Origin of the sequence: Aeromonas sp. MR16, assembly GCF_022549315.1 — a bacterium.
GTDB classification, from domain to species: domain Bacteria; phylum Pseudomonadota; class Gammaproteobacteria; order Enterobacterales; family Aeromonadaceae; genus Aeromonas; species Aeromonas aquatica.
This window is the reverse complement of sequence record NZ_JAKZFK010000021.1, coordinates 1-19904: the sequence shown is the minus strand read 5'-3', so window position 1 is coordinate 19904 and position 19904 is coordinate 1. Positions and strand designations below refer to the sequence as shown.

The 19904-nt window shown below is 60.1% G+C and carries 21 protein-coding genes; 10 read left to right on the top strand and 11 right to left on the bottom strand.

Annotated features, from left to right (window positions below):
• Positions 1 to 247 precede the first annotated feature (247 nt).
• A complete protein-coding gene (locus MM194_RS15025; protein WP_241344008.1) occupies positions 248 to 1099 on the top strand; it encodes an aldo/keto reductase in 852 nt (283 codons plus the stop codon).
• Between the two features lie 47 nt (positions 1100 to 1146).
• Positions 1147 to 2136: an aldo/keto reductase gene (locus tag MM194_RS15020; protein ID WP_241344007.1), complete on the top strand. Its 990-nt coding sequence runs from the start codon at positions 1147 to 1149 to the stop codon at positions 2134 to 2136.
• Between the two features lie 59 nt (positions 2137 to 2195).
• On the opposite strand, the gene MM194_RS15015 is transcribed toward MM194_RS15020, so the two are convergent.
• On the bottom strand, positions 2196 to 3089 hold the full coding sequence (locus tag MM194_RS15015) for a LysR family transcriptional regulator (protein ID WP_241344006.1): 894 nt from the start codon (positions 3087 to 3089) through the stop codon (positions 2196 to 2198).
• Positions 3090 to 3430: 341 nt separating this feature from the next.
• Here MM194_RS15015 and MM194_RS15010 point away from each other — a divergent pair, with 341 nt between their 5' ends.
• Positions 3431 to 4123 carry an alpha/beta hydrolase gene (locus tag MM194_RS15010; RefSeq protein WP_241344005.1) on the top strand — a complete coding sequence of 231 codons (693 nt, stop codon included), beginning with the start codon at positions 3431 to 3433 and terminating at the stop codon, positions 4121 to 4123.
• Between the two features lie 107 nt (positions 4124 to 4230).
• Here the strand turns inward: MM194_RS15010 and MM194_RS15005 are convergent, their stop codons facing one another.
• From MM194_RS15005 to thrS, 6 genes are all read right to left on the bottom strand, one after another.
• Positions 4231 to 4485 (bottom strand): alkyl sulfatase C-terminal domain-containing protein, encoded by a 255-nt coding sequence (locus tag MM194_RS15005; RefSeq protein ID WP_241344004.1) that lies wholly within the window; start codon positions 4483 to 4485, stop codon positions 4231 to 4233.
• Positions 4486 to 4509: 24 nt separating this feature from the next.
• On the bottom strand, positions 4510 to 4662 hold the full coding sequence (locus tag MM194_RS15000) for a hypothetical protein (RefSeq protein ID WP_202963158.1): 153 nt from the start codon (positions 4660 to 4662) through the stop codon (positions 4510 to 4512).
• A 170-nt stretch (positions 4663 to 4832) separates the two neighbouring features.
• Positions 4833 to 5189, bottom strand: coding sequence for a 50S ribosomal protein L20 (gene rplT / locus MM194_RS14995; protein ID WP_005300683.1), 357 nt, complete (start codon positions 5187 to 5189; stop codon positions 4833 to 4835).
• 14 nt (positions 5190 to 5203) lie between these two features.
• Positions 5204 to 5401, bottom strand: coding sequence for a 50S ribosomal protein L35 (gene rpmI, locus MM194_RS14990; RefSeq protein WP_005315535.1), 198 nt, complete (start codon positions 5399 to 5401; stop codon positions 5204 to 5206).
• Positions 5402 to 5486: 85 nt separating this feature from the next.
• Positions 5487 to 6017: a translation initiation factor IF-3 gene (gene infC, locus MM194_RS14985; RefSeq protein WP_274518497.1), complete on the bottom strand. Its 531-nt coding sequence runs from the start codon at positions 6015 to 6017 to the stop codon at positions 5487 to 5489.
• A 21-nt stretch (positions 6018 to 6038) separates the two neighbouring features.
• Positions 6039 to 7967, bottom strand: a complete 1929-nt coding sequence (thrS, locus tag MM194_RS14980; protein ID WP_241344003.1) for a threonine--tRNA ligase — start codon at positions 7965 to 7967, stop codon at positions 6039 to 6041.
• A 319-nt stretch (positions 7968 to 8286) separates the two neighbouring features.
• Between thrS and MM194_RS14975 the strand changes: the two genes are divergently transcribed.
• Positions 8287 to 8499, top strand: coding sequence for a hypothetical protein (locus tag MM194_RS14975; RefSeq protein ID WP_033130044.1), 213 nt, complete (start codon positions 8287 to 8289; stop codon positions 8497 to 8499).
• A gap of 43 nt (positions 8500 to 8542) precedes the next feature.
• Here the strand turns inward: MM194_RS14975 and MM194_RS14970 are convergent, their stop codons facing one another.
• Positions 8543 to 9133 (bottom strand): tetratricopeptide repeat protein, encoded by a 591-nt coding sequence (locus MM194_RS14970; protein ID WP_033130043.1) that lies wholly within the window; start codon positions 9131 to 9133, stop codon positions 8543 to 8545.
• A gap of 172 nt (positions 9134 to 9305) precedes the next feature.
• On the opposite strand from MM194_RS14970, the gene MM194_RS14965 reads away from it, so the two are divergent.
• The gene (locus MM194_RS14965) at positions 9306 to 10361 is read left to right on the top strand and encodes a PA0069 family radical SAM protein (protein ID WP_241344002.1); all 1056 of its coding nucleotides are present in this window, start codon (positions 9306 to 9308) and stop codon (positions 10359 to 10361) included.
• Positions 10362 to 10385: 24 nt separating this feature from the next.
• On the opposite strand, the gene MM194_RS14960 is transcribed toward MM194_RS14965, so the two are convergent.
• A complete protein-coding gene (locus tag MM194_RS14960) occupies positions 10386 to 10550 on the bottom strand; it encodes a hypothetical protein (RefSeq protein ID WP_241344001.1) in 165 nt (54 codons plus the stop codon).
• A gap of 338 nt (positions 10551 to 10888) precedes the next feature.
• Positions 10889 to 13660 carry a DNA topoisomerase (ATP-hydrolyzing) subunit A gene (gene gyrA, locus MM194_RS14955; protein WP_241344000.1) on the bottom strand — a complete coding sequence of 924 codons (2772 nt, stop codon included), beginning with the start codon at positions 13658 to 13660 and terminating at the stop codon, positions 10889 to 10891.
• Positions 13661 to 13847: 187 nt separating this feature from the next.
• Here gyrA and ubiG point away from each other — a divergent pair, with 187 nt between their 5' ends.
• The 5 genes from ubiG to yfaE all read left to right on the top strand — a co-directional run bounded on the left by ubiG (position 13848) and on the right by yfaE (position 19667).
• Positions 13848 to 14564 carry a bifunctional 2-polyprenyl-6-hydroxyphenol methylase/3-demethylubiquinol 3-O-methyltransferase UbiG gene (gene ubiG, locus MM194_RS14950; protein WP_241343999.1) on the top strand — a complete coding sequence of 239 codons (717 nt, stop codon included), beginning with the start codon at positions 13848 to 13850 and terminating at the stop codon, positions 14562 to 14564.
• Positions 14564 to 15250: an HAD-IA family hydrolase gene (locus tag MM194_RS14945; protein ID WP_241343998.1), complete on the top strand. Its 687-nt coding sequence runs from the start codon at positions 14564 to 14566 to the stop codon at positions 15248 to 15250. Before ubiG ends, MM194_RS14945 begins: the two co-directional genes overlap by 1 nt.
• A 555-nt stretch (positions 15251 to 15805) precedes the next feature.
• Complete coding sequence (nrdA, locus tag MM194_RS14940; RefSeq protein WP_241343997.1) at positions 15806 to 18073, top strand: class 1a ribonucleoside-diphosphate reductase subunit alpha; 2268 nt, start codon at positions 15806 to 15808, stop codon at positions 18071 to 18073.
• A 66-nt stretch (positions 18074 to 18139) separates the two neighbouring features.
• Positions 18140 to 19273 (top strand): class Ia ribonucleoside-diphosphate reductase subunit beta, encoded by a 1134-nt coding sequence (gene nrdB / locus MM194_RS14935; protein WP_241343996.1) that lies wholly within the window; start codon positions 18140 to 18142, stop codon positions 19271 to 19273.
• 73 nt (positions 19274 to 19346) lie between these two features.
• On the top strand, positions 19347 to 19667 hold the full coding sequence (yfaE, locus tag MM194_RS14930; RefSeq protein ID WP_033130036.1) for a class I ribonucleotide reductase maintenance protein YfaE: 321 nt from the start codon (positions 19347 to 19349) through the stop codon (positions 19665 to 19667).
• A 94-nt stretch (positions 19668 to 19761) separates the two neighbouring features.
• Here the strand turns inward: yfaE and MM194_RS14925 are convergent.
• Positions 19762 to 19904: transposase (locus MM194_RS14925; RefSeq protein ID WP_241344029.1), on the bottom strand; the 143-nt coding region annotated here is incomplete at its 5' end.

Sequence of the window (19904 nt, the reverse complement as noted above, 5' to 3'; positions counted from 1 at the left end):
AGAGCCGCGTCTGACGCTGGCGATGACCAACCGGGGCTGAGATAAGAGGGAGCATCCCCACCGCGAAGAGACCTCCTCGTGGAAACGACAGCGAAAACCTTGATGTTTGCCTGGTGGTCGACAGCATGGCGCGAGTGGCGGCACGCCGATTGATGAGCCCGGTCGATAGGCCCTAGCGGATACCGCTATCTAATCCGATGAATGCTGCCGCGTTATGCTACCTGCACCGCACAGAGAGGATAACGTCATGCAAACAGTCCGATTGAACAACGGAAACGCCATGCCCCAGCTGGGTTTCGGGGTCTTTCAGATGACGGAGGCAGCCGAGTGCGAGCGGGCCGTCATCGATGCCATCGAGAGCGGCTATCACCTCATCGACACCGCCGCCTCCTACCAGAATGAAACCCAGGTGGGCAACGGCATCCGCCGCAGCGGGATCGCACGGGGTGAGTTGTTCGTCACTACCAAGCTGTGGCTGCAGGATGCCAGTTACGAGGGGGCCAAGGCTCAGTTCGAGCGATCCTTGAACCGGTTGCAACTGGACTATGTGGATCTCTACCTCATCCACCAACCCTACGGGGATGTGCACGGCGCCTGGCGCGCCATGGAGGAGCTCCATCGGGCGGGCAAGTGCCGCGCCATCGGGGTCAGCAACTTCCACCCGGATCGACTGGCGGATCTCGTCGCCTTCAACCAGATCCCCCCTGCCGTCAATCAGATAGAGGTAAACCCCTTCCATCAGCAGTTGCACCCCGTGCCCTGGATGCAGAGCCGCGGCATAGTGCCCCAGGCCTGGGCCCCCTTTGCCGAGGGACGCAACGGCCTGTTCCAGCAGCCGCAGCTCGCGGCCATCGGCGAGCGCCATGGCAAGAGCGTGGGCCAGGTGGTGCTGCGCTGGCTGTTGCAGCGCGGCATCCCCTCCCTCGCCAAGACGGTACGCAAGGCGCGCATGGTCGAGAACCTGGATCTGTTCGACTTTGCCTTGAGCGACGACGAGATGTTGCAGGTCACCGCCCTGGATACCGGCACCAGCGCCTTCTTCTCTCACCGGGATCCGGCCAGGGTGGAGTGGCTGACCGGCCGCCGGCTCGACGTTTAACCCCGCGAACCCGACTCGAACACCAATAACCAGTGAGGAATTTGATGATGCAGACCCGTCTTCTTGGTCAATCCGGCCTGAGTGTCAGCGCACTCGGCCTTGGCTGCATGGGGCTGAGCCAGGGCTATGGCCCGGCCACCGATCGCCACCAGGCGATCGCCCTTATTCGCGCCGCCGTGGAGCGTGGCGTGACCTTCTTTGACACCGCCGAGGTGTATGGCCCCTATCTCAACGAAGAGGTGGTGGGTGAGGCCTTGAAACCGCTGCGGGATCGGGTGGTGATCGCCACCAAGTTCGGCTTCAACCTTGGCGATGACAGCCAACAACGGCCCCTCGACAGTCGCCCAGAGCATATCCGGGCGGCGGTCGAAGGCTCCTTGCGCCGCCTGCAGACGGAAGTGATCGATCTGCTCTATCAGCATCGCGTCGATCCCGAGGTGCCGATTGAAGAGGTCGCTGGCACGGTGAAAGATCTGATAGCCGAGGGCAAGGTCAAGCACTTTGGCCTGTCGGAGGCCGGTGCCCAGACCATTCGGCGAGCCCACGCGGTCCAACCGGTGACGGCGCTGCAGAGTGAATATTCCCTCTGGTGGCGGGAGCCCGAGCGGGAAATCTTGCCGCTGCTGGAAGAGCTGGGAATAGGTTTTGTGGCGTTCAGCCCGCTGGGCAGAGGCTTCCTGACTGGCGCCATCAAGACGGGTACGACCTTCGCGGCGGACGATTTTCGCAGCAAGGTGCCCCGCTTCGCCGCCGATGCGCTGGCGGCCAATGAGCGACTGGTGGCGTTGCTCCGTGCGCTGGCCGCACAAAGAGGGGTCACCCCGGCCCAGATCGCCCTCGCCTGGCTGTTGGCACAGAAACCCTGGATAGTGCCCATTCCCGGCACCACCAAGTTGCCGCGCCTCGATGAGAATCTGGGGGCGGCGCAGCTGGGGCTGACACCGGCGGAGCTTGCTCAGATAGCCGGCCTGCTCGAGCAGGTGCAGATCGTCGGGGATCGTTATCCGGCCGCGCTGCAGGCCCACGTCGGGCGTTGATGGCAAGATGGGCCTTGCTCGGGTCTGGTGATTATCGTCAATCCTTGCTGGCAAGGCCCTCATTGCCCATGACGCAGCGCCTCAATCAGGAGTGCAAAGGCGGGGGTGTGCTGCTTGCGACTCGGGTAGTAGAGATGATAACCCGCGAAGGTGGGGCACCAATCGGCCAGCACCTGCACCAGGGTCCCCGCCCCCAAGGCCCCTTGCACCATGTCTTCCGGCACACAGGCAAGCCCCAGTCCCTCCTCGGCGGCCTCGATCCGCTCGCCCAGCAGATTGAGGATCAGCTGGCCCTCCACTCTTACCCGCAATGCCTTGCCGCCTTGTTCGAACTCCCAGTGATAGAGGCCGCCGGCGGTGGGCAGGCGCATGTTGATGCAGCAATGATGCGACAGCTCATGGGGGGTCTGCGGCGTGCCCCGGCTCGCCAGATAGGCGGGAGCGCCGACCACCACCATGCGCATGTCAGGCCCTATCCGCACCGCCACCATGTCCTTGTCGACGCTCTCCCCCAACCGGACACCCCCATCGAAGCGCCCGGCAACGATATCGACGAAGCCGTTGTCGACCACCAGCTCTACCTTGATCTGCGGGTGGGCCTTGAGAAAGGGTTTAAGCTTCGGCCACAGCAGGCTGCGCACCGCATGCTCACCGGCGGAGAGGCGCAGGTTGCCGGTGGCGGTACCGTTGATCTGAACGATGGCCCCCAGCGCCAGCTCGAGATCCGCCAGGCGGGGCTCCAGGCAGGCGATGATCCTCTCTCCCACCTCTGTAGGCGCCACACTGCGGGTGGTACGTGTCAGCAGACGCATATTCAACCGCTCTTCCAGCGCCTTGATGGCATGGCTCAGAGCGGATTGGGAGACCCCCAGTTTGCTCGCCGCCCGGGTGAAGCTTCGCTCTCTCGCCACGGCCAGAAAGAGCTGGAGTTCATTGAAGTTTTCTTTCAGCACGCACTTTTCCTTGAGTGATCACCGAGTGAGCCCGCAATAAACAACATGGCTGTGGATGCCACGTCATCCCTTCCCTCTTGAAAGGTGAGAACAGGCATCGCCGAACCTTGTCGTCGTCGACCTGATGATTGAGCATGAGCTGGGACGTCAATCTCCGGCACCATGCCACCCATGACCTTTTGCCGGTGTGGATGCGGGGTGGCTGGCATGTTAGCAAGCTTGCCACCAGATCAAAAACCGCGTGCAGGCCAGCCGCGACTCACTGGATTGGCCGTCACTATACTGGTGTACTGTCAGCGACCCACAAGTGGCCGCCTGGTTACCACGAGGAGAACGGCACCATGAACGAACAACCCACCATCATTCTGGTTCACGGCTTTTGGGGCGGTGCCATGCACTGGCGCAGAGTCATCACCCAATTGTTTCGACACGGTTTTACCCAGTTGCATGCGGTTGAGCTGCCCCTGACCTCGTTGGCTGAGGATGCCGAGCGAACCCGCAAGATGGTGGCGCAGCAGGCCGGTCCCGTGCTGCTGGTCGGTCACTCCTACGGCGGCGCCGTGATCACCGAGATGGGCGACATGCCCAACGTCATCGGCCTGGTCTATATCGCCGCCTTCGCTCCCGATGCGGGTGAGAGCCCAGGCACCATTACTCATGCCAGCCCACCGGTAGCCATGGCCAACATAGTCCCCGACAGTGACGGTTATCTCTGGCTAAAGCAAAGCGAGTTTCACGCCAGTTTCTGCCAGGATCTCACCCCGGAAGAGGCGCAGGTGATGGCCGTCACCCAGAAGGCGCCGCTGGGTTCCACCTTCGGCAACAACATCCAGGCGCCGGCCTGGCAGCAGAAGCCGAGCTGGTACCAGATCTCCAGCGAAGACCGCATGATAAGCCCGGATAACCAGCAACGGATGGCGGCGCGGATCCAGCCACGCAAATGCATCACGCTCACGGCCAGCCATGCGTCTCTGGTCTCAAGGGCCGACGAGGTGACAGCCCTCATCATTGAAGCCGCCACCCAGACGAAATGAACCCTCTTTCGCGGCGCCTCCCCCGATGGCGGGCGGTAGCGCCGCTGCTCATTCAGACATACAGGGGCGTGGCCAATGGCCACGCCCTTAACCTTGGGTGTGACGGGTCAGGGGTCAGGGGTCACCATATTGAACCAGAACTCGAAGTTGTCCATGTAACCCAGCACTTCCTTGAGCTTATCGCCGTTACCCGTCACCTTCACCTCCCCCGCCGCGATGGCCTTGTCCAGGGTGGTCTGCTTCAGGATCAGGTTGTTCAGGGTATCCCGCGACAGCGCGATCGTGGTGTCGGCGTTGCTGGCCTCGGCATTCGCCGTGTGGTTCAGCGCCCCCGTTCTCCAACTCCACCTTGTACTTGCCATCGGTATCGCCGAAGTCAAAGTTCATCACCGCCTTGGCATCCCGGACTTGGGCTCGTTCAGGCGCACCGCCGGGTAGTCGAAGAACATATCCAGCGACATGGCGCGCACGCCACCATAGTGATGGACGTAGCGGTAGACATGGATGACGGTCAGAAAAACCAGAAGGGGCGAAATCACATTCGTGCCAGCCTGCGGACAGCACGCCAAGAACATGAGAGGGACAAACAGGGAGTGATAAGTGCTTAAGATGTGTGCAGCGACAAGCGGTGGAAGACTTGCTTGGCGTGCCAATCCAGAAACAAAAAAGGAGGCCTAAGCCTCCTTTTATCTTTCATAACAGAACCGGATTAAACCAGAGCTGCTTTAGCTTTTTCAACCAGGGCGGTGAAAGCCAGCTTGTCGTGAACGGCGATATCGGACAGGATCTTGCGATCGATCTCGATGGAAGCCTTCTTCAGACCGTTGATCAGACGGCTGTAGGACAGACCGTTCTGACGGGCAGCAGCGTTGATACGCGCGATCCACAGTTGACGGAACTGACGTTTCTTCTGACGACGGTCACGGTAGGCATACTGACCGGCTTTGGTTACCGCTTGTACCGCTACGCGGTAGACACGGGAACGGGCGCCGTAGTAACCCTTGGCGGCTTTCATTACTTTCTTGTGACGAGCGCGAGCAGTCACACCACGTTTAACTCTTGGCATTTTTCACATCCCCCTTATGCGTACGGCAGACAAGCGACAACACGTTTGTGGTCGGCAGCAGAAACCATGAACTTCGGCCCCAGCTTACGCTTACGCTTACTGCTCTTCTTGGTCAGGATGTGACGCAGGTGGTTGTGCTTGCACTTGAAGCGACCTGAGCCAGTCTTCTTGAAGCGCTTTGCGGCGCCCCGGTTGGTTTTCATCTTCGGCATTTCATACTCCGCATTGTGAGTGACAACAAAATCGCAAGGCGAACCGACTCATGGGACATGCCCATGAGTCAATTTCTTGTGGGCCTTAAGATTTCTTCTTAGGTGCGAGAACCATCACTGCTTGACGGCCTTCGACTTTCGGGAACGACTCTACTACGGCCAACTCTTCCAGATCGTTTTTGACTCGCTCCAGAACCTTGATACCAAGATCCTGGTGGGCCATTTCACGACCACGGAAGCGCAGGGTGACCTTAGCCTTGTCCCCGTCTTCCAGAAAGCGAACCAGGTTGCGTAGTTTTACCTGATAGTCGCCTTCGTCAGTGCCAGGACGGAATTTGATTTCCTTGACCTGGACGACTTTCTGCTTTTTCTTCTGTTCTTTGGTGGTCTTGCTCTTTTCGTAGAGGAATTTGCCGTAATCCATGATCCGGCAAACGGGCGGCTCAGCGTTAGGACTGATCTCGACCAGATCCACTCCAGCCTCAAGGGCCAAGTTCAGAGCATCTTGAATGGTGGTGACGCCAATGGCCTCACCATCCAAACCGGTCAGACGAACTTCTTTCAGACGGATCTCTTCATTGATCCGGTGAGCGCGGGCTTGCGGTTGCTTGCCCAGTTTTTTTCCGCCTTTTATAGCTTATTCCTCCACTTTCTTTTGTCCGCGGGTCTGAACTTCCTGGGTCAACAGAGCGATTAGCTCTTCAACAGGATAAGTGCCCAGGTCAGCCCCTTTACGAGTTCGCACTGCAATCTTGCCGGCTTCAACTTCTTTATCGCCGCAGACCAACATGAAAGGAACTCGTTTCAAAGTATGCTCGCGGATTTTAAAGCCAATCTTCTCATTTCTCAAGTCCGCTTTTGCGCGAAGGCCCGCATCATTCAATGCTTTGGCAACTTTCACCGCATAATCGGCCTGATTGTCCGTGATATTCATGACCACGGCCTGAGTCGGTGCCAACCAGGTCGGGAACAGTCCCGCGTACTCTTCGGTCAGAATACCGATGAAGCGCTCGATGGAACCCAGGATGGCGCGGTGGATCATGACGGGCACATGGCGCTCGTTATCTTCCCCCACATAAGTGGCACCCAGACGACCCGGCAAGGCAAAGTCGAGCTGCACGGTACCACACTGCCACGCACGATCAAGGCAATCATGCAGAGTGAATTCGATCTTGGGACCGTAGAAGGCGCCCTCACCCGGCTGCAGATCGTACTTCAGACCGTTCAGCACCAGCGCCTCGGCCAAGGCGGCCTCGGCACGATCCCAGGCCTCGTCGGAGCCGATACGCTGCTCGGGACGGGTGGAGAGCTTGACCACGATGTTCTCGAAGCCAAAGGTGCCGTAGACGTCATAGACCATACGGATACAGGCGGACACCTCTTCCATGATCTGCGCTTCGGTACAGAAGATGTGGGCGTCATCCTGAGTGAAACCCCGTACCCGCATCAAGCCGTGCAGGGAGCCTGACGGCTCGTTGCGGTGGCAGGAGCCAAACTCGGCCATGCGCAGCGGCAGATCGCGATAGGACTTGAGGCCCTGATTGAAGATCTGGACGTGACCCGGGCAGTTCATCGGCTTGATGGCGTACTCGCGGTTCTCGGACTGGGTGGTGAACATGCCCTGAGCATACTTATCCCAGTGGCCGGAGCGCTCCCACAGCACGCGATCCATCATGGCGGGGCCTTTCACCTCCTGATAGTCATACTCACGCAGCTTGGTACGCATGAAGGTTTCCAGTTCACGGAAGATGGTCCAGCCGTCGTTGTGCCAGAACACCATGCCGGGCGCTTCTTCCTGCATGTGATACAGGTCGAGCTGCTTGCCGATCTTGCGGTGGTCGCGCTTGGCGGCCTCTTCGAGGCGCTGCAGGTAAGCCTTGAGCTGCTTCTTGTCGGCCCAGGCGGTACCGTAGATCCGCTGCAACATTTTGTTGTTGGAGTCGCCACGCCAGTAGGCGCCGGACATCTTCTGCAGCTTGAAATGGTGGCAGTGACGCATGTTCGGCACGTGGGGGCCGCGACACATGTCGACGTACTCTTCGTGATGATACAGACCGGGCTGGTCATCACGGGCAATGTTCTGATCCAGGATCTCGACTTTGTAAGTCTCGCCACGGGCTTCGAACACGTTGCGTGCCTCCTGCCAGGAGACTTTCTGCTTGATGACGTCGTAATCCTTGGCGGCCAGCGTCAGCATGCGCTCTTCCAGGGCAGCCAGATCTTCGTCGGTCAGGGTACGATCGAGATCGACGTCGTAGTAGAAACCATTGTCGATGACCGGACCTATGGCCATCTTGGTCTGGGGCCAGAGTTGCTTGATGGCATGACCCAGCAGGTGAGCGCAGGAGTGGCGCAGGATGTCCAGACCTTCTTCGTCTTTGGCGGTGATGATGGCCAGGGAGGCATCGGCTTCGATCAGCTCGCAGGCATCCACCAGTTCACCGTTTACCCGACCGGCAATGCATGCCTTGGCGAGGCCCGGACCTATGTCCGCGGCGACGTCCATGACGGAAACGGCGTGGGCAAATTGACGTTGGCTGCCGTCAGGCAGAGTAATGATTGGCATTATGTATTTCCTTAACAGTGGTGACCCCTACCAAAGGCCACATGCAGATTGAAGAAGTCCTTTAAAATCAAGCCATTCACTTTGATGTTTCACCGTTCACAATACGGTTTGTACACGCCGTGATACACACTTTGATGTCCGTGCGAGGCTATTCATTGACAGGAACAGTGGGGATTGTATCAGACGTCACGACTCAGACAAGTTGCCAGGGCGATTTTACATACAGCAATGGCTGGGTCTTTGCCGCTGTTGGGAGCAGCGGTAATGGCGACCGGGTGCTAGGTTTCGAGATAGGCGTTCGTCTGAGAGGAAGAGAAAGATGTACAGCTATGAGATTTCGTTTCCGGAGCACGCGGAGAAGATCATCCATCCGGATCACATACTGACGACCCACTGTCCCGTCCATCTTGGCGAGCTGGTGATCCTGAGCGACGGCAGCAAGCGCGAGGTGTGCAGCATAGTGCACAGCAGCGAACGCAGCACCCTCTATGTCACCGACATCAGCCCGGGCAAAGTGACCGCCAGTGCCTGAAAAAACTGATACTCAATGAGGGAAGGGGGCCGGCCACCAACGGCTAGCCCTCTCCAAGCAGCGACTGCCCGTTGAAATCGAAGGTGCTGTTCCCCTCCTCGGCCAACGCCAGCTCCTGCAAGACCCGAAGGGCCAGCTTGTTGCCTTTCTGCGAGGCCTGATAGAGCCACTGTTTCGCCTGCGCCATGTCGACCCGACCGTTCACCCCCATCAGGTGCAGCACCCCCACTTTCAGCATGGCGGGCACATCGCCGTTGCGGGCCGCCAGCTCCATCCAGTGAAAGGCCGCGCGCAGATCCCGCGGCACCCCGACCCCACGCAAGTAAAGATCCGCCAGTCGATATTGACCAAAGGCATCCCCCGCCTCGGCGGAGCGACGATAGAGCGCGATGGCGCGGGCCAGATCCTGTTCACTCCCCTGCCCCAACTCGTGGCTCCAGCCCATCAGGGCCTGGGCCCTGGGCTGCCCCTGCTCCGCCAGCGGCAGCCAGATATGGGTCGCCTGCTCGAAGTGGCCCACACGCCAGGCCCGGCTGGCCGTCGCCAGCGCCTGCTCGGTAGAGAGCGGGATGAGGCGCCAGATGACCAGGCAGATCACTCCGATAAACAGCCAGCGTGAGGTGGTGGGCTTCATGATGATTTCCGTGATCCAGTTCGCATTTCGTCTATGTAAACGAAATGTAGCAGCAGATCAAGCGGGAGATTCATTTGCGATGCAGTTTTACATAAGGCGGGCGGCCGGGCTTGCAGTTTGCCGGAACCCTCGCCACAATAACTGTATATATAAACAGTATCGGTATGGTGAGATGGCAGGACGAGGCAGCAGTCACAATGTCGAACACCGCTTCAGTGGTCCACAAGTCGAGGCCATCGACGATGGCTGGCAAGCACAGGAGTGGGAAACCGCGTTTCAACCTCAGGCGCCTCAGACACAAGTGCGCGAGATAGAGGCCAAGAGCATCATCAGCCACAATCTGTCGCCGGATGTCCCCTTCGGCCGCTCCATCAACCCCTACCAGGGCTGCGAGCACGGTTGCATCTATTGCTACGCCAGACCCAGCCACGCCTATCTGGAGCTCTCACCCGGCCTGGACTTCGAGACCCGGCTGTTCGCCAAGCGCAATGCCGCCGCGCTGCTGCGCCGGGAATTCGCCAAGCCGAGCTACCAGCCCCAGACCATAGTGCTCGGCGCCAATACCGATCCCTATCAGCCTATCGAGCAGCACTACCGGCTCACCCGTGAGCTGCTGGAGGTGATGCTGGCTCACCGCCACCCGGTGGGGATCATCACCAAGAGCGCCATGATCTTGCGGGATATTGACCTGCTGACCGAGTTGGCCCGGGAAGGCTTGTGTCAGGTGATGGTGTCGGTCACCACCCTCAACGAGACGCTGAGGCGGCAGCTGGAGCCTCGTGCCAGCACGGGCGCCGGGCGACTCAAGGTGATCGAGAAGCTGGCCGGGGCCGGGGTGCCGGTCGGGGTGTTGGCCGCTCCCATGATCCCGCGCCTGAATGAGCCCGAACTCGAGCAGATCATCAAGTCGGCGGTCGAATCCGGTGCCAGCTGCGCCGATTACATACTGCTGCGCCTGCCCCACGAGCTGACGACCCTGTTCAGCGACTGGCTGGACGAGCATTACCCCGGCCAGAAGGAAGCCATTCTGAACCAGCTGCGGGCCAGCCGGGGCGGCAACCTCAACAGCCCCGCCTTTGGCACTCGCATGCGCGGCGAGGGTCAATTTGCAGACTTGCTCGCCCAGCGCTTTCGACTGATCAGCAAACGGCTACAGCTTGGCAAACGCCACGTTCAGCTGAACCTGACCCGCTTCATTCGCCCCAACGAACAGCTACGGTTGTTCTGAAGGCCGGAGCTGCGCTTGATCCGCTCAGCCTCTGGGTCGCGAAGGCCGGGCCGGCTTGGGCCGTGCAATCAACTCCGCTGGCAGGCGCGATGGCTCATGGGCCACCTCCTCTTCCTCAGTGGAGGCGGCCTTGGCCTCCGCCCCCCACATCCGGCTCCACCAGATCTCCCACATTATCCAGCTGGTCATGGCATGCTCCTCTTGGATGGCATCGATGGATTTGCCGAGTTCACCTTTGGCGCTCGGACAGTGGTAGCTTGCCCCGGCCCCGTGACAACGGGATGACGGCCTTATGATCCTTTGAGTAACCGCTGTGCCCATGCCGGCGCCGACCCTGCCAGCCAACCGCGACCGGGGCGACAACAGCAGTATAAAAATCTAATAAATATATGAATTTCGACATAAATAAATTGCTGGATAGGGAGCAGCAGCGGAGAACTGAGGCGGCATCGCCAGGATGGCGGTAAAAATAGCGCAATAAAAAGAGCGACCCTGGGGTCGCTCTTTTTGTCGGGGTAGACGGGCGATTATTCGTCGCCAGCCACACCCTCTTCGCTGGCACCTGCGTCGGCGGCACCGGCGTCTGGCGCAGTATCTGCACCTTCCACCTGCTCACCGTCGATGGCCACGACGTCGGTCTCTTCCTCGTCGCTCTCGGCGATGCGCTGCAGGCCGACCACGGTCTCGTCTTCACCGGTCCGGATCAGACGCACACCGCCGGTGTTACGACCTATGATGCTCACCTCGCTGACACGAGTACGCACCAGGGTGCCGCCGTTGGTGATCAGCATGATCTGGTCGGTATCCTCGACCTGGATGGCGTCGATCACCTTGCCGTTGCGATCATCCACCTTGATGGAGATGACGCCCTGGGTACCACGGCTCTTGGTCGGGTACTCGGTCAGCGCGGTGCGCTTGCCATAGCCGTTCTCGGTGGCGGTCAGGATAGCACCCTCGCCACGGGGGACGATCAGGGAGACGACCTTGTTGCCATTGGGCAGACGGATGCCGCGCACACCGGAGGCTGTACGACCCATGGGACGCACGCCCTTGAAGGTGCCCTTGCTCTCGGTGCTGTCGGCACCTTCTACGCTGTCGCTGCCTTCATCGTCGTTGCCGGCGTCGTCGTCGGTTTCGACGTCGTCGCTGGCATCCGCATCCGCGCGACCGCTGCCTTCCGCGAAGCGAACTACCTTGCCCGCGTCGGAGAACAGCATGATCTCGTTGCTGCCGTCGGTGATATCCACCCCGATCAGCTCATCACCCTCTTTGAGGTTGATGGCACGAATACCGGAGGAGAGCGGACGGCTGAACGCAGACAGGCTGGTCTTCTTCACGGTACCGTCGGCGGTGGCGAAGAAGACGTACTTGTCGTCGCTGTACTCGTTGACCGGCAGGATGGCGGTGATGCGCTCACCCTCTTCCAGTGGCAACAGGTTGATGATCGGACGGCCGCGGGCGCCACGGGACGCCTCCGGCAGCTGATACACCTCGAGCCAGTAGACCTTGCCACGGGTGGAGAAGCACAGGATGGTGTCGTGGGTGTTGGCCACCAACAGACGCTCCACGAAGTCCTCTTCCTTGATCCGGGTAGCCGACTTGCCCTTGCCACCACGACGCTGCGCCTCGTAGTCAGTCAGCGGCTGGTACTTCACATAGCCCTGGTGAGACAAGGTGACGACCACGTCTTCCGGAGTGATCAGATCCTTGGTATTGAGCTCGATGCTGGAGAAGTTGATCTCGGTGCGGCGCGCGTCGCCATACTGCTCGCGCACGGCCACCAGCTCATCGCGGATCACTTCCATCAGGCGTTCCGGGCTTGCCAGGATGAACAGCAGCTCGGCGATGAGATCCAGCAGAGATTGGTACTCTTCCAGGATCTTCTCGTGCTCGAGGCCGGTCAGCTTGTGCAGACGCAGGTCAAGGATGGCCTGGGCTTGCTGCTCGGTCAGGAAGTACTGGCCTTCACGGATACCGAACTGGGGCTCCAGCCACTCGGGACGGGCCGCGTCGTCGCCGGCTTTTTCCAGCATGGCGGCCACGTTGCCGAGCTCCCAGCCGTTCGCCACAAGCTTGGCCTTGGCGTCCGCCGGGGTGTCGGAGTGACGGATCAGCGCGATGATGGGGTCGATGTTGGCCAGCGCCACCGCCAGGCCTTCCAGGATGTGGGCCCGATCCCGCGCCTTGCGCAGTTCGAACACGGTCCGGCGGGTCACTACCTCACGGCGGTGCAGCAGGAAGGCATCCAGGATCTCTTTAAGGTTCATCACCTTGGGCTGGTTGTTATCGAGCGCCACCATGTTGATGCCGAACGTGGTCTGCATCTGGGTGTGCTTGTAGAGATTGTTCAGCACAATCTCGCCGGACTCGCCGCGCTTGATCTCGATAACGATGCGCATGCCGTCTTTATCAGACTCATCGCGCAGGGCACTGATGCCCTCAACCTTTTTCTCTTTGACCAGCTCGGCGATCTTCTCGATCAGCCGCGCCTTGTTCACCTGATAAGGCAGCTCGTGAACGATGATGGTCTCGCGACTCGTCTTGTCGTCCACTTCCACTTCGGCCTTGGCACGCACATAGATGGAGCCACGACCGGTGCGGTACGCCTGCACGATGCCGGAGCGACCGTTGATGATGGCGCCGGTGGGGAAGTCAGGGCCGCTGATATAGGTCATCAGCTCATCGATGGTGAGATTGCCATTCTCGATCAACGCCAGACAGCCGTTGACGATCTCGGTGAGGTTGTGGGGCGGAATGTTGGTCGCCATGCCCACCGCGATACCGGAGGAGCCGTTGACCAGCAGGTTGGGCACTTTGGTGGGCATGACAGCCGGGATCATCTCGGTGCCGTCGTAGTTCGGCACCCAGTCCACGGTCTCTTTGTCCAGATCGGCCAGCAGCTCGTGGGAGATGCGCGCCATCCGCACTTCGGTGTAACGCATGGCGGCGGCGCTGTCGCCGTCGACCGAACCGAAGTTGCCCTGACCGTCGACCAGCATGTAACGCATGGAGAAATCCTGCGCCAAGCGGACGATGGTGTCATACACGGCGCTATCGCCATGCGGGTGATATTTACCTATTACGTCACCGACCACACGGGCCGATTTCTTGTAGGGCTTGTTCCAGTCGTTCCCCAACTCGTTCATTGCAAACAGAACGCGGCGGTGAACCGGTTTCAAGCCATCACGCACATCCGGCAGAGCTCGTCCTACGATCACGCTCATGGCGTAATCCAGATAGGAACTCTTGAGCTCTTCTTCGATGTTGATCGGCGTGATCTCTCTGGCCAGATCGCTCATAGAAAGCCTTAATCCCTAATTAGTTGTTCTTTGGCTTAAACAGCGCGCAATAGTAACACAGGACGCGACATACCTTAAGCCACAAATCGGGCTGGTTTGACAAAGTACGTCCGTTATAATGCCCGCCAGGACAATAGATTGCGCGCCTGTCACCAGGCTTGTGCGCCCTGCCACAGGATCCACGAAAATGAATACTGATGCCAATGTCGATCTGACAGAAATCGCCAAATTTGAAGCCATCGCCTCCCGCTGGTGGGACATGGAAGGTGAGTTCAAGCCGTTGCATCAAATCAACCCGGTGCGCCTTGACTGGATCACCGACAAGAGCGGTGGCCTGTTTGGCAAGCGCGTGCTCGACATCGGCTGCGGCGGCGGCATCCTCTCCGAGAGCATGGCGCGCCGTGGCGCCAAGGTGACCGGCATCGACATGGGCAAGGAGCCGCTCGGCGTCGCCCGTCTCCACGCGCTGGAGGCCGGGGTGGAGCTCGACTATCAGCAGATGACCGCCGAGCAGCATGCCAGCGAGGCGCCAGGCCAATATGACGTGGTGACCTGCATGGAGATGCTGGAACACGTGCCGGACCCAGCCTCGGTGCTGCGCGCCATCGCCACTCTGGTGCGCCCGGGCGGCAAGGTGTTCGTCTCCACCATCAACCGCAACCCCAAGGCCTATCTGATGATGATCCTGGGGGCCGAGCACCTGCTCAAAATGGTCCCTAAAGGCACTCACGATCACAAGAAGTTCATCACCCCGGCCGAGCTGTGCCGCATGGGGGAAGCGGCGGGCCTGCTGGTGAAAGACATGAGTGGGGTGCACTACGCGCCGCTGTCCAACCGCTTCAAACTCGGCGCCAACGTCGACGTCAACTACATGGTGGCCTTCGTGCGCCCGGAGCAAGGCTGATGAACACCACTGACAAGGCGCCCCTGCGTTGCGTGCTGTTCGATCTGGACGGCACCCTGCTCGACACGGCCCCGGATCTCGGCGCCGCCGTCAACCACGTGCTGGTGAGCGAAGGCTTCGCGCCGCTCTCTGACGACATCATCCGCCAGACCACTTCCCACGGTGCGCTCGGGCTGCTCAGGGCGGGCCTTGGCGACGAGTTGCTGGAAGAGCTGGGTGCCGGGCGCCTGCGCGCTGCCCTGCTCGACCATTACGCGGCCAACCTCTGTGTCGGCACCCGCCCCTATGAGGGCATGACTGATCTCATCGAGTGGCTGGACGAGCGCGCCCTGCCCTGGGGCATCGTCACCAACAAGCCGGGCTTTCTGACCGAGCCGCTGCTGGCTGCCCTGCCGGCACTCGCCAACTGTGGCGTGACCGTGAGTGCCGACACTCTGCCGGTGCGCAAACCCGATCCCGCTCCCATGTACTATGCCTGCGAGCGGCTCGGCGTAGAGGCGGCCCACTGCCTCTATGTCGGCGATCACGTGCGCGACATCGAGGCGGGTCGCAACGCGGGCATGCGCACCGCGGTGGCAGGCTGGGGTTATCTGCACGACGACGAGGATCCCGCCGACTGGGGCGCGGACCTGCAGTTCGATACGGTGCAGGCGCTGCACCACTGGCTGCGCTACGAGCTGAGCTGAGTTCGCCTCGACCGGGACCATGCCGTTCATTGATGGATCCCGCGGGCAGCTTTATCCCCCTAGACAGAGGTCCAGGGGATGTCTGGGGGACAAGGATCCCGACCAGCCCCCGCCAGCGGGAGCCAACACCGGCTCCCTTTTCCTTTTCATGGAGGCTGCGCCGCCGCCCCGTTCGGACAGCTTTTGACCCTTGCTGCACAAGGGATAACCAGCCTGAATTTGCTAGTAAAAACGTCCCGTTTTCGCAAGCAAAAAAAGTTATTTAAATTTTCCATGTTCGATCATCGGACTTGCATTTAGCGGAGCGGACGCATGAAAACCCACTCACTGTGAGCGTCCACTAACATCGGTCATGACACCCACAATTTATCCACAGCAATCGGGTTATCCACACGTTGCAATGCGGGGACGACCTCACTATCTTGTAGTTCGAATTTAAAATAACACTATATCTTGTGATTCATGGCGCACTTCGCCCCCAGGCCACCCTAGAGAAGGGAACCCTGGATGCGTGGCGCCATGGTTTTTCGGGAATCAACTAAAGGTCATCAGCCAATGAACTTGTTTGTGACGAAGCGTAACGGCCACAAAGAACCCATCGATCTGGATAAAATTCACCGCGTGCTCGACTGGGCCGCCGAGAAGCTCGACAACGTGTCGGTCTCCCAGGTGGAGCTCAAGTCCCACATCCAGTTCTATGACGGTATCCGTACCGCCGACATCCACGAAACCGTCATCAAGGCTGCCGCCGATCTGATTTCCGAACAGAGCCCGGACTACCAGTACATGGCCGCCCGTCTGGCCATCTTCCACCTGCGCAAGAAGGCCTACGGTCAGTTCGAGCCGCCCCACCTCTACCAGCACGTCGCCCGTCTGGTAGACATGGGCAAGTACGACAAGCACCTGCTGACCGACTATAGCCAGGCCGAATTCGAGGAGCTGAACGAGCACCTGGATCACTGGCGTGACATGGACTTCTCCTACGCCGCAGTCAAGCAGCTGGAAGGCAAGTACCTGGTGCAGAACCGCGTCACCGGCGAGATTTACGAGAGCCCGCAGTTCCTCTACATCCTGGTGGCGGCCTGCCTCTTCTCCAAGTATCCGAAAGATACCCGTCTGGACTACATCAAGCGTTTCTACGATGCGGTGTCGACCTTCAAGATCTCCCTGCCGACCCCCATCATGAGCGGCGTGCGCACCCCGACCCGTCAGTTCAGCTCCTGCGTGCTGATCGAGTGTGATGACAGCCTGGATTCCATCAACGCCACCGCCAGCGCCATAGTGCGTTACGTCTCCCAGCGCGCGGGCATCGGCATCAACGCCGGCCGCATTCGCGGTCTGGGCAGCCCCATCCGTGGCGGTGAGGCCTTCCACACCGGCTGCATCCCCTTCTACAAATACTTCCAGACCGCGGTCAAGTGCTGCTCCCAGGGCGGCGTGCGCGGCGGTGCGGCCACCCTGTTCTACCCGCTGTGGCACACCGAGGTGGAGAGCCTGCTGGTACTCAAAAACAACCGCGGCGTGGAAGAGAACCGGGTCCGTCACATGGACTATGGCGTGCAGATCAACAAGCTGATGTACCAGCGCCTGATCAAGGGCGGTGACATCACATTGTTCTCCCCCTCCGATGCGCCGGGTCTGTACGACGCCTTCTTCGCGGATCAGGACAAGTTCGAGCAGCTCTACGTCAAGTACGAGCAAGACCCGGCCATTCGCAAGAAGACCATCAAGGCGGTGGATCTCTTCTCCCTGATGATGCAGGAGCGCGCCGGTACCGGTCGCATCTACATCCAGAACGTGGATCACTGCAACACCCACAGCCCCTTCGATCCGAGCGTGGCCCCGGTGCGCCAGTCCAACCTCTGCCTCGAGATTGCGCTGCCCACCAAGCCGCTCAACAACGTGGATGACGAAGAGGGCGAGATCGCCCTGTGCACCCTGTCCGCCTTCAACCTCGGCGCCATCGAGAAGCTGGAAGATCTGGAAGAGATGGCGGACCTGGCCGTGCGCGCCCTGGATGCGCTGCTGGATTATCAGGATTACCCGCTGAAAGCCGCGATGAAGGGCAGCATGAACCGCCGCACCCTGGGGATCGGGGTCATCAACTATGCCTATTATCTGGCGAAAAATGGTGCTCGCTACTCCGACGGCTCCGGTCTGGCTCTGACCCACCGCACCTTCGAGGCGATCCAGTACTACCTGCTGAAGGCCTCGGTGCAGCTGGCCCGCGAGTTTGGCCCCTGCCCGGCCTTCAACGAGACCACCTATGCCCAGGGGATCCTGCCCATCGATACCTACAAGAAGGATCTCGATGTGCTGTGCAACGAACCCCTGCACCTGGATTGGGAATCCTTGCGTGAAGAGATCAAGACAGTGGGTCTGCGCAACTCCACCCTGACCGCCCTGATGCCGAGCGAGACCTCCAGCCAGATCTCCAATGCCACCAACGGCATCGAGCCGCCCCGCGGCCTGGTCTCGGTCAAGGCCTCCAAGGACGGCATCCTCAAGCAGGTGGTGCCCGAGTACCACCGCCTGAAGGATCAGTACGAACTGCTGTGGAAGCAGCCGAGCGTCGACGGTTATCTGCAGCTGGTCGGAGTGATGCAGAAGTTTGTGGATCAGGCGATCTCCGCCAACACCAACTACGACCCGGCCCGTTTCGAAGGCAACAAGGTCCCGATGAAGCAGCTGCTCAAGGACTTGCTGACCGCCTACAAGTACGGCCTCAAGACCCTCTACTATCACAACACCCGTGATGGTGCGGACGATGCCCAGACCGATCTGCAAGACGACGGTTGCGCTGGCGGCGCCTGTAAGATCTGATGAACCGGGCGGGAGCAACAAGCTCCCGCCCTCCTGTCTCCTCTCATTCAAGACATTCAAATCACCATGGCTTATTCAACTTTCTGCCAGACCCAGAACGACCAGCTCAAGGAGCCGATGTTCTTCGGCCAGCCGGTCAACGTGGCCCGTTACGATCAACAAAAACACGACATCTTCGAGCGGTTGATCGAGAAGCAGCTCTCCTTCTTCTGGCGCCCGGAAGAGGTGGATGTCTCCCACGATCGCATCGACTACCAGGCCCTGCCGCCCCACGAGCAGCACATCTTCATCTCCAACCTGAAGTACCAGACCCTGCTGGATTCCATCCAGGGCCGCAGCCCGAACGTGGCGCTGCTGCCGCTGGTCTCCATCCCGGAGCTGGAGACCTGGATCGAGACCTGGGCCTTCTCCGAGACCATCCACTCTCGCTCCTATACCCACATCATCCGCAACATCGTCAACAACCCGGGTCAGGTGTTCGACGACATCATCACCAACGAGCAGATCTTGAAGCGTGCCGGCTCCATCAGCCACTACTACGACGATCTGATCGAGGCGACCGCCCTCTACCATCTGCACGGGGAAGGCACCCACAGGGTGGGTGAGCGCGAGCTGACCATCACCCTGCGGGGGCTGAAGAAGAAGCTCTATCTGTGCCTGATGAGCGTCAACGCCCTGGAGGCGATCCGCTTCTACGTCAGCTTCGCCTGTTCGTTTGCCTTCGCCGAGCGCGAGCTGATGGAAGGCAACGCCAAGATCATCAAGATGATCGCCCGCGACGAGGCGCTGCACCTGACCGGCACCCAGCATATGCTGAACCTGATGCGCAATGGCCTGGACGATCCCGAAATGGCCGAGATTGCCGCCGAGTGCGAGCAAGCCTGCTTCGAGATCTTCAAGGAAGCCGCCATTCAGGAGAAGGAGTGGGCCGAGTACCTGTTCCAGGACGGCTCCATGATAGGCCTGAACAAGGACATCCTCTGCCAGTACGTGGAGTACATCACCAACCTGCGCATGAGTGCGGTCGGTCTGCAGCCAGCCTTCGCCGGCGCCAAGCAAAACCCCATCCCCTGGATCAACACCTGGCTGTCGTCTGACAACGTGCAGGTCGCCCCGCAGGAAGTGGAAGTCAGCTCCTACCTGGTCGGCCAGATCGACAGCGAAGTGCACGCAGACGATCTCGGTGACTTCGAGCTGTGAGTCAGCTGCCCGACCTGCTGGACGGCCAGATCGACAGTGAAGTGCACTCAGACGGCCTGGGTGACTTCGCACCGTGAGTGACGCCACCAACATGCTACCCCCTGCCCCCTGCTCTGCCTCCGCGCAGAGCGAGGCCGGTTCGCCACGGGTGCATACCCAGGATGGCGTCCTGCACGCCCATCCCGGCGAGAGCCTGTTGGAGACCCTGGAGCGCCACGGTCACAGGCTGGAGTTCCAGTGCCGCAGCGGCTATTGCGGTGCCTGCCGCACGCCGCTGCTGGCTGGCAAGGTGCATTACCCCCATGTGCCGCTGGCATTTGTCTCCCAGGGTGAGTGCCTGCCCTGCTGCTGCAAGCCGGTGGGCGCCATCCACCTGGATCTGAAGAAGGACTGAGACGCCCGCCTCAGCACGACATTTATCGTGCCTATGTGATGACCGTGTCTAGTCCTGAAATAGGTTTACACATTTTCGTCTAGCTTCACGTGACTCAGAACCCCCGATGCACCGCATCGGGGGTTCTGTATTTCAATGCCAAGTGAGGTCGCTCCAGGTTGTAAATATCCACCGCCTCACGCACCATCTCCCGCGCTTGCGCCAGGTCCTGCGGGCTTTGCAACAGCAACTCACCTT

What these genes read in the sequence shown, in the direction of transcription:
- gyrA (WP_241344000.1), bottom strand. Translation starts at nt 13,660, where the DNA reads ATGAGCGATCTGGCCAGAGAGATCACGCCGATCAACATCGAAGAAGAG.
- MM194_RS15025 (WP_241344008.1), top strand. Translation starts at nt 248, where the DNA reads ATGCAAACAGTCCGATTGAACAACGGAAACGCCATGCCCCAGCTGGGT.
- MM194_RS14975 (WP_033130044.1), top strand. Translation starts at nt 8,287, where the DNA reads ATGTACAGCTATGAGATTTCGTTTCCGGAGCACGCGGAGAAGATCATC.
- nrdB (WP_241343996.1), top strand. Translation starts at nt 18,140, where the DNA reads ATGGCTTATTCAACTTTCTGCCAGACCCAGAACGACCAGCTCAAGGAG.
- MM194_RS14970 (WP_033130043.1), bottom strand. Translation starts at nt 9,133, where the DNA reads ATGAAGCCCACCACCTCACGCTGGCTGTTTATCGGAGTGATCTGCCTG.
- thrS (WP_241344003.1), bottom strand. Translation starts at nt 7,967, where the DNA reads ATGCCAATCATTACTCTGCCTGACGGCAGCCAACGTCAATTTGCCCAC.
- MM194_RS14960 (WP_241344001.1), bottom strand. Translation starts at nt 10,550, where the DNA reads ATGACCAGCTGGATAATGTGGGAGATCTGGTGGAGCCGGATGTGGGGG.
- MM194_RS15020 (WP_241344007.1), top strand. Translation starts at nt 1,147, where the DNA reads ATGCAGACCCGTCTTCTTGGTCAATCCGGCCTGAGTGTCAGCGCACTC.
- MM194_RS15005 (WP_241344004.1), bottom strand. Translation starts at nt 4,485, where the DNA reads ATGGCAAGTACAAGGTGGAGTTGGAGAACGGGGGCGCTGAACCACACG.
- MM194_RS14965 (WP_241344002.1), top strand. Translation starts at nt 9,306, where the DNA reads ATGGCAGGACGAGGCAGCAGTCACAATGTCGAACACCGCTTCAGTGGT.
- MM194_RS14945 (WP_241343998.1), top strand. Translation starts at nt 14,564, where the DNA reads ATGAACACCACTGACAAGGCGCCCCTGCGTTGCGTGCTGTTCGATCTG.
- rpmI (WP_005315535.1), bottom strand. Translation starts at nt 5,401, where the DNA reads ATGCCGAAGATGAAAACCAACCGGGGCGCCGCAAAGCGCTTCAAGAAG.
- rplT (WP_005300683.1), bottom strand. Translation starts at nt 5,189, where the DNA reads ATGCCAAGAGTTAAACGTGGTGTGACTGCTCGCGCTCGTCACAAGAAA.
- ubiG (WP_241343999.1), top strand. Translation starts at nt 13,848, where the DNA reads ATGAATACTGATGCCAATGTCGATCTGACAGAAATCGCCAAATTTGAA.
- nrdA (WP_241343997.1), top strand. Translation starts at nt 15,806, where the DNA reads ATGAACTTGTTTGTGACGAAGCGTAACGGCCACAAAGAACCCATCGAT.
- MM194_RS15010 (WP_241344005.1), top strand. Translation starts at nt 3,431, where the DNA reads ATGAACGAACAACCCACCATCATTCTGGTTCACGGCTTTTGGGGCGGT.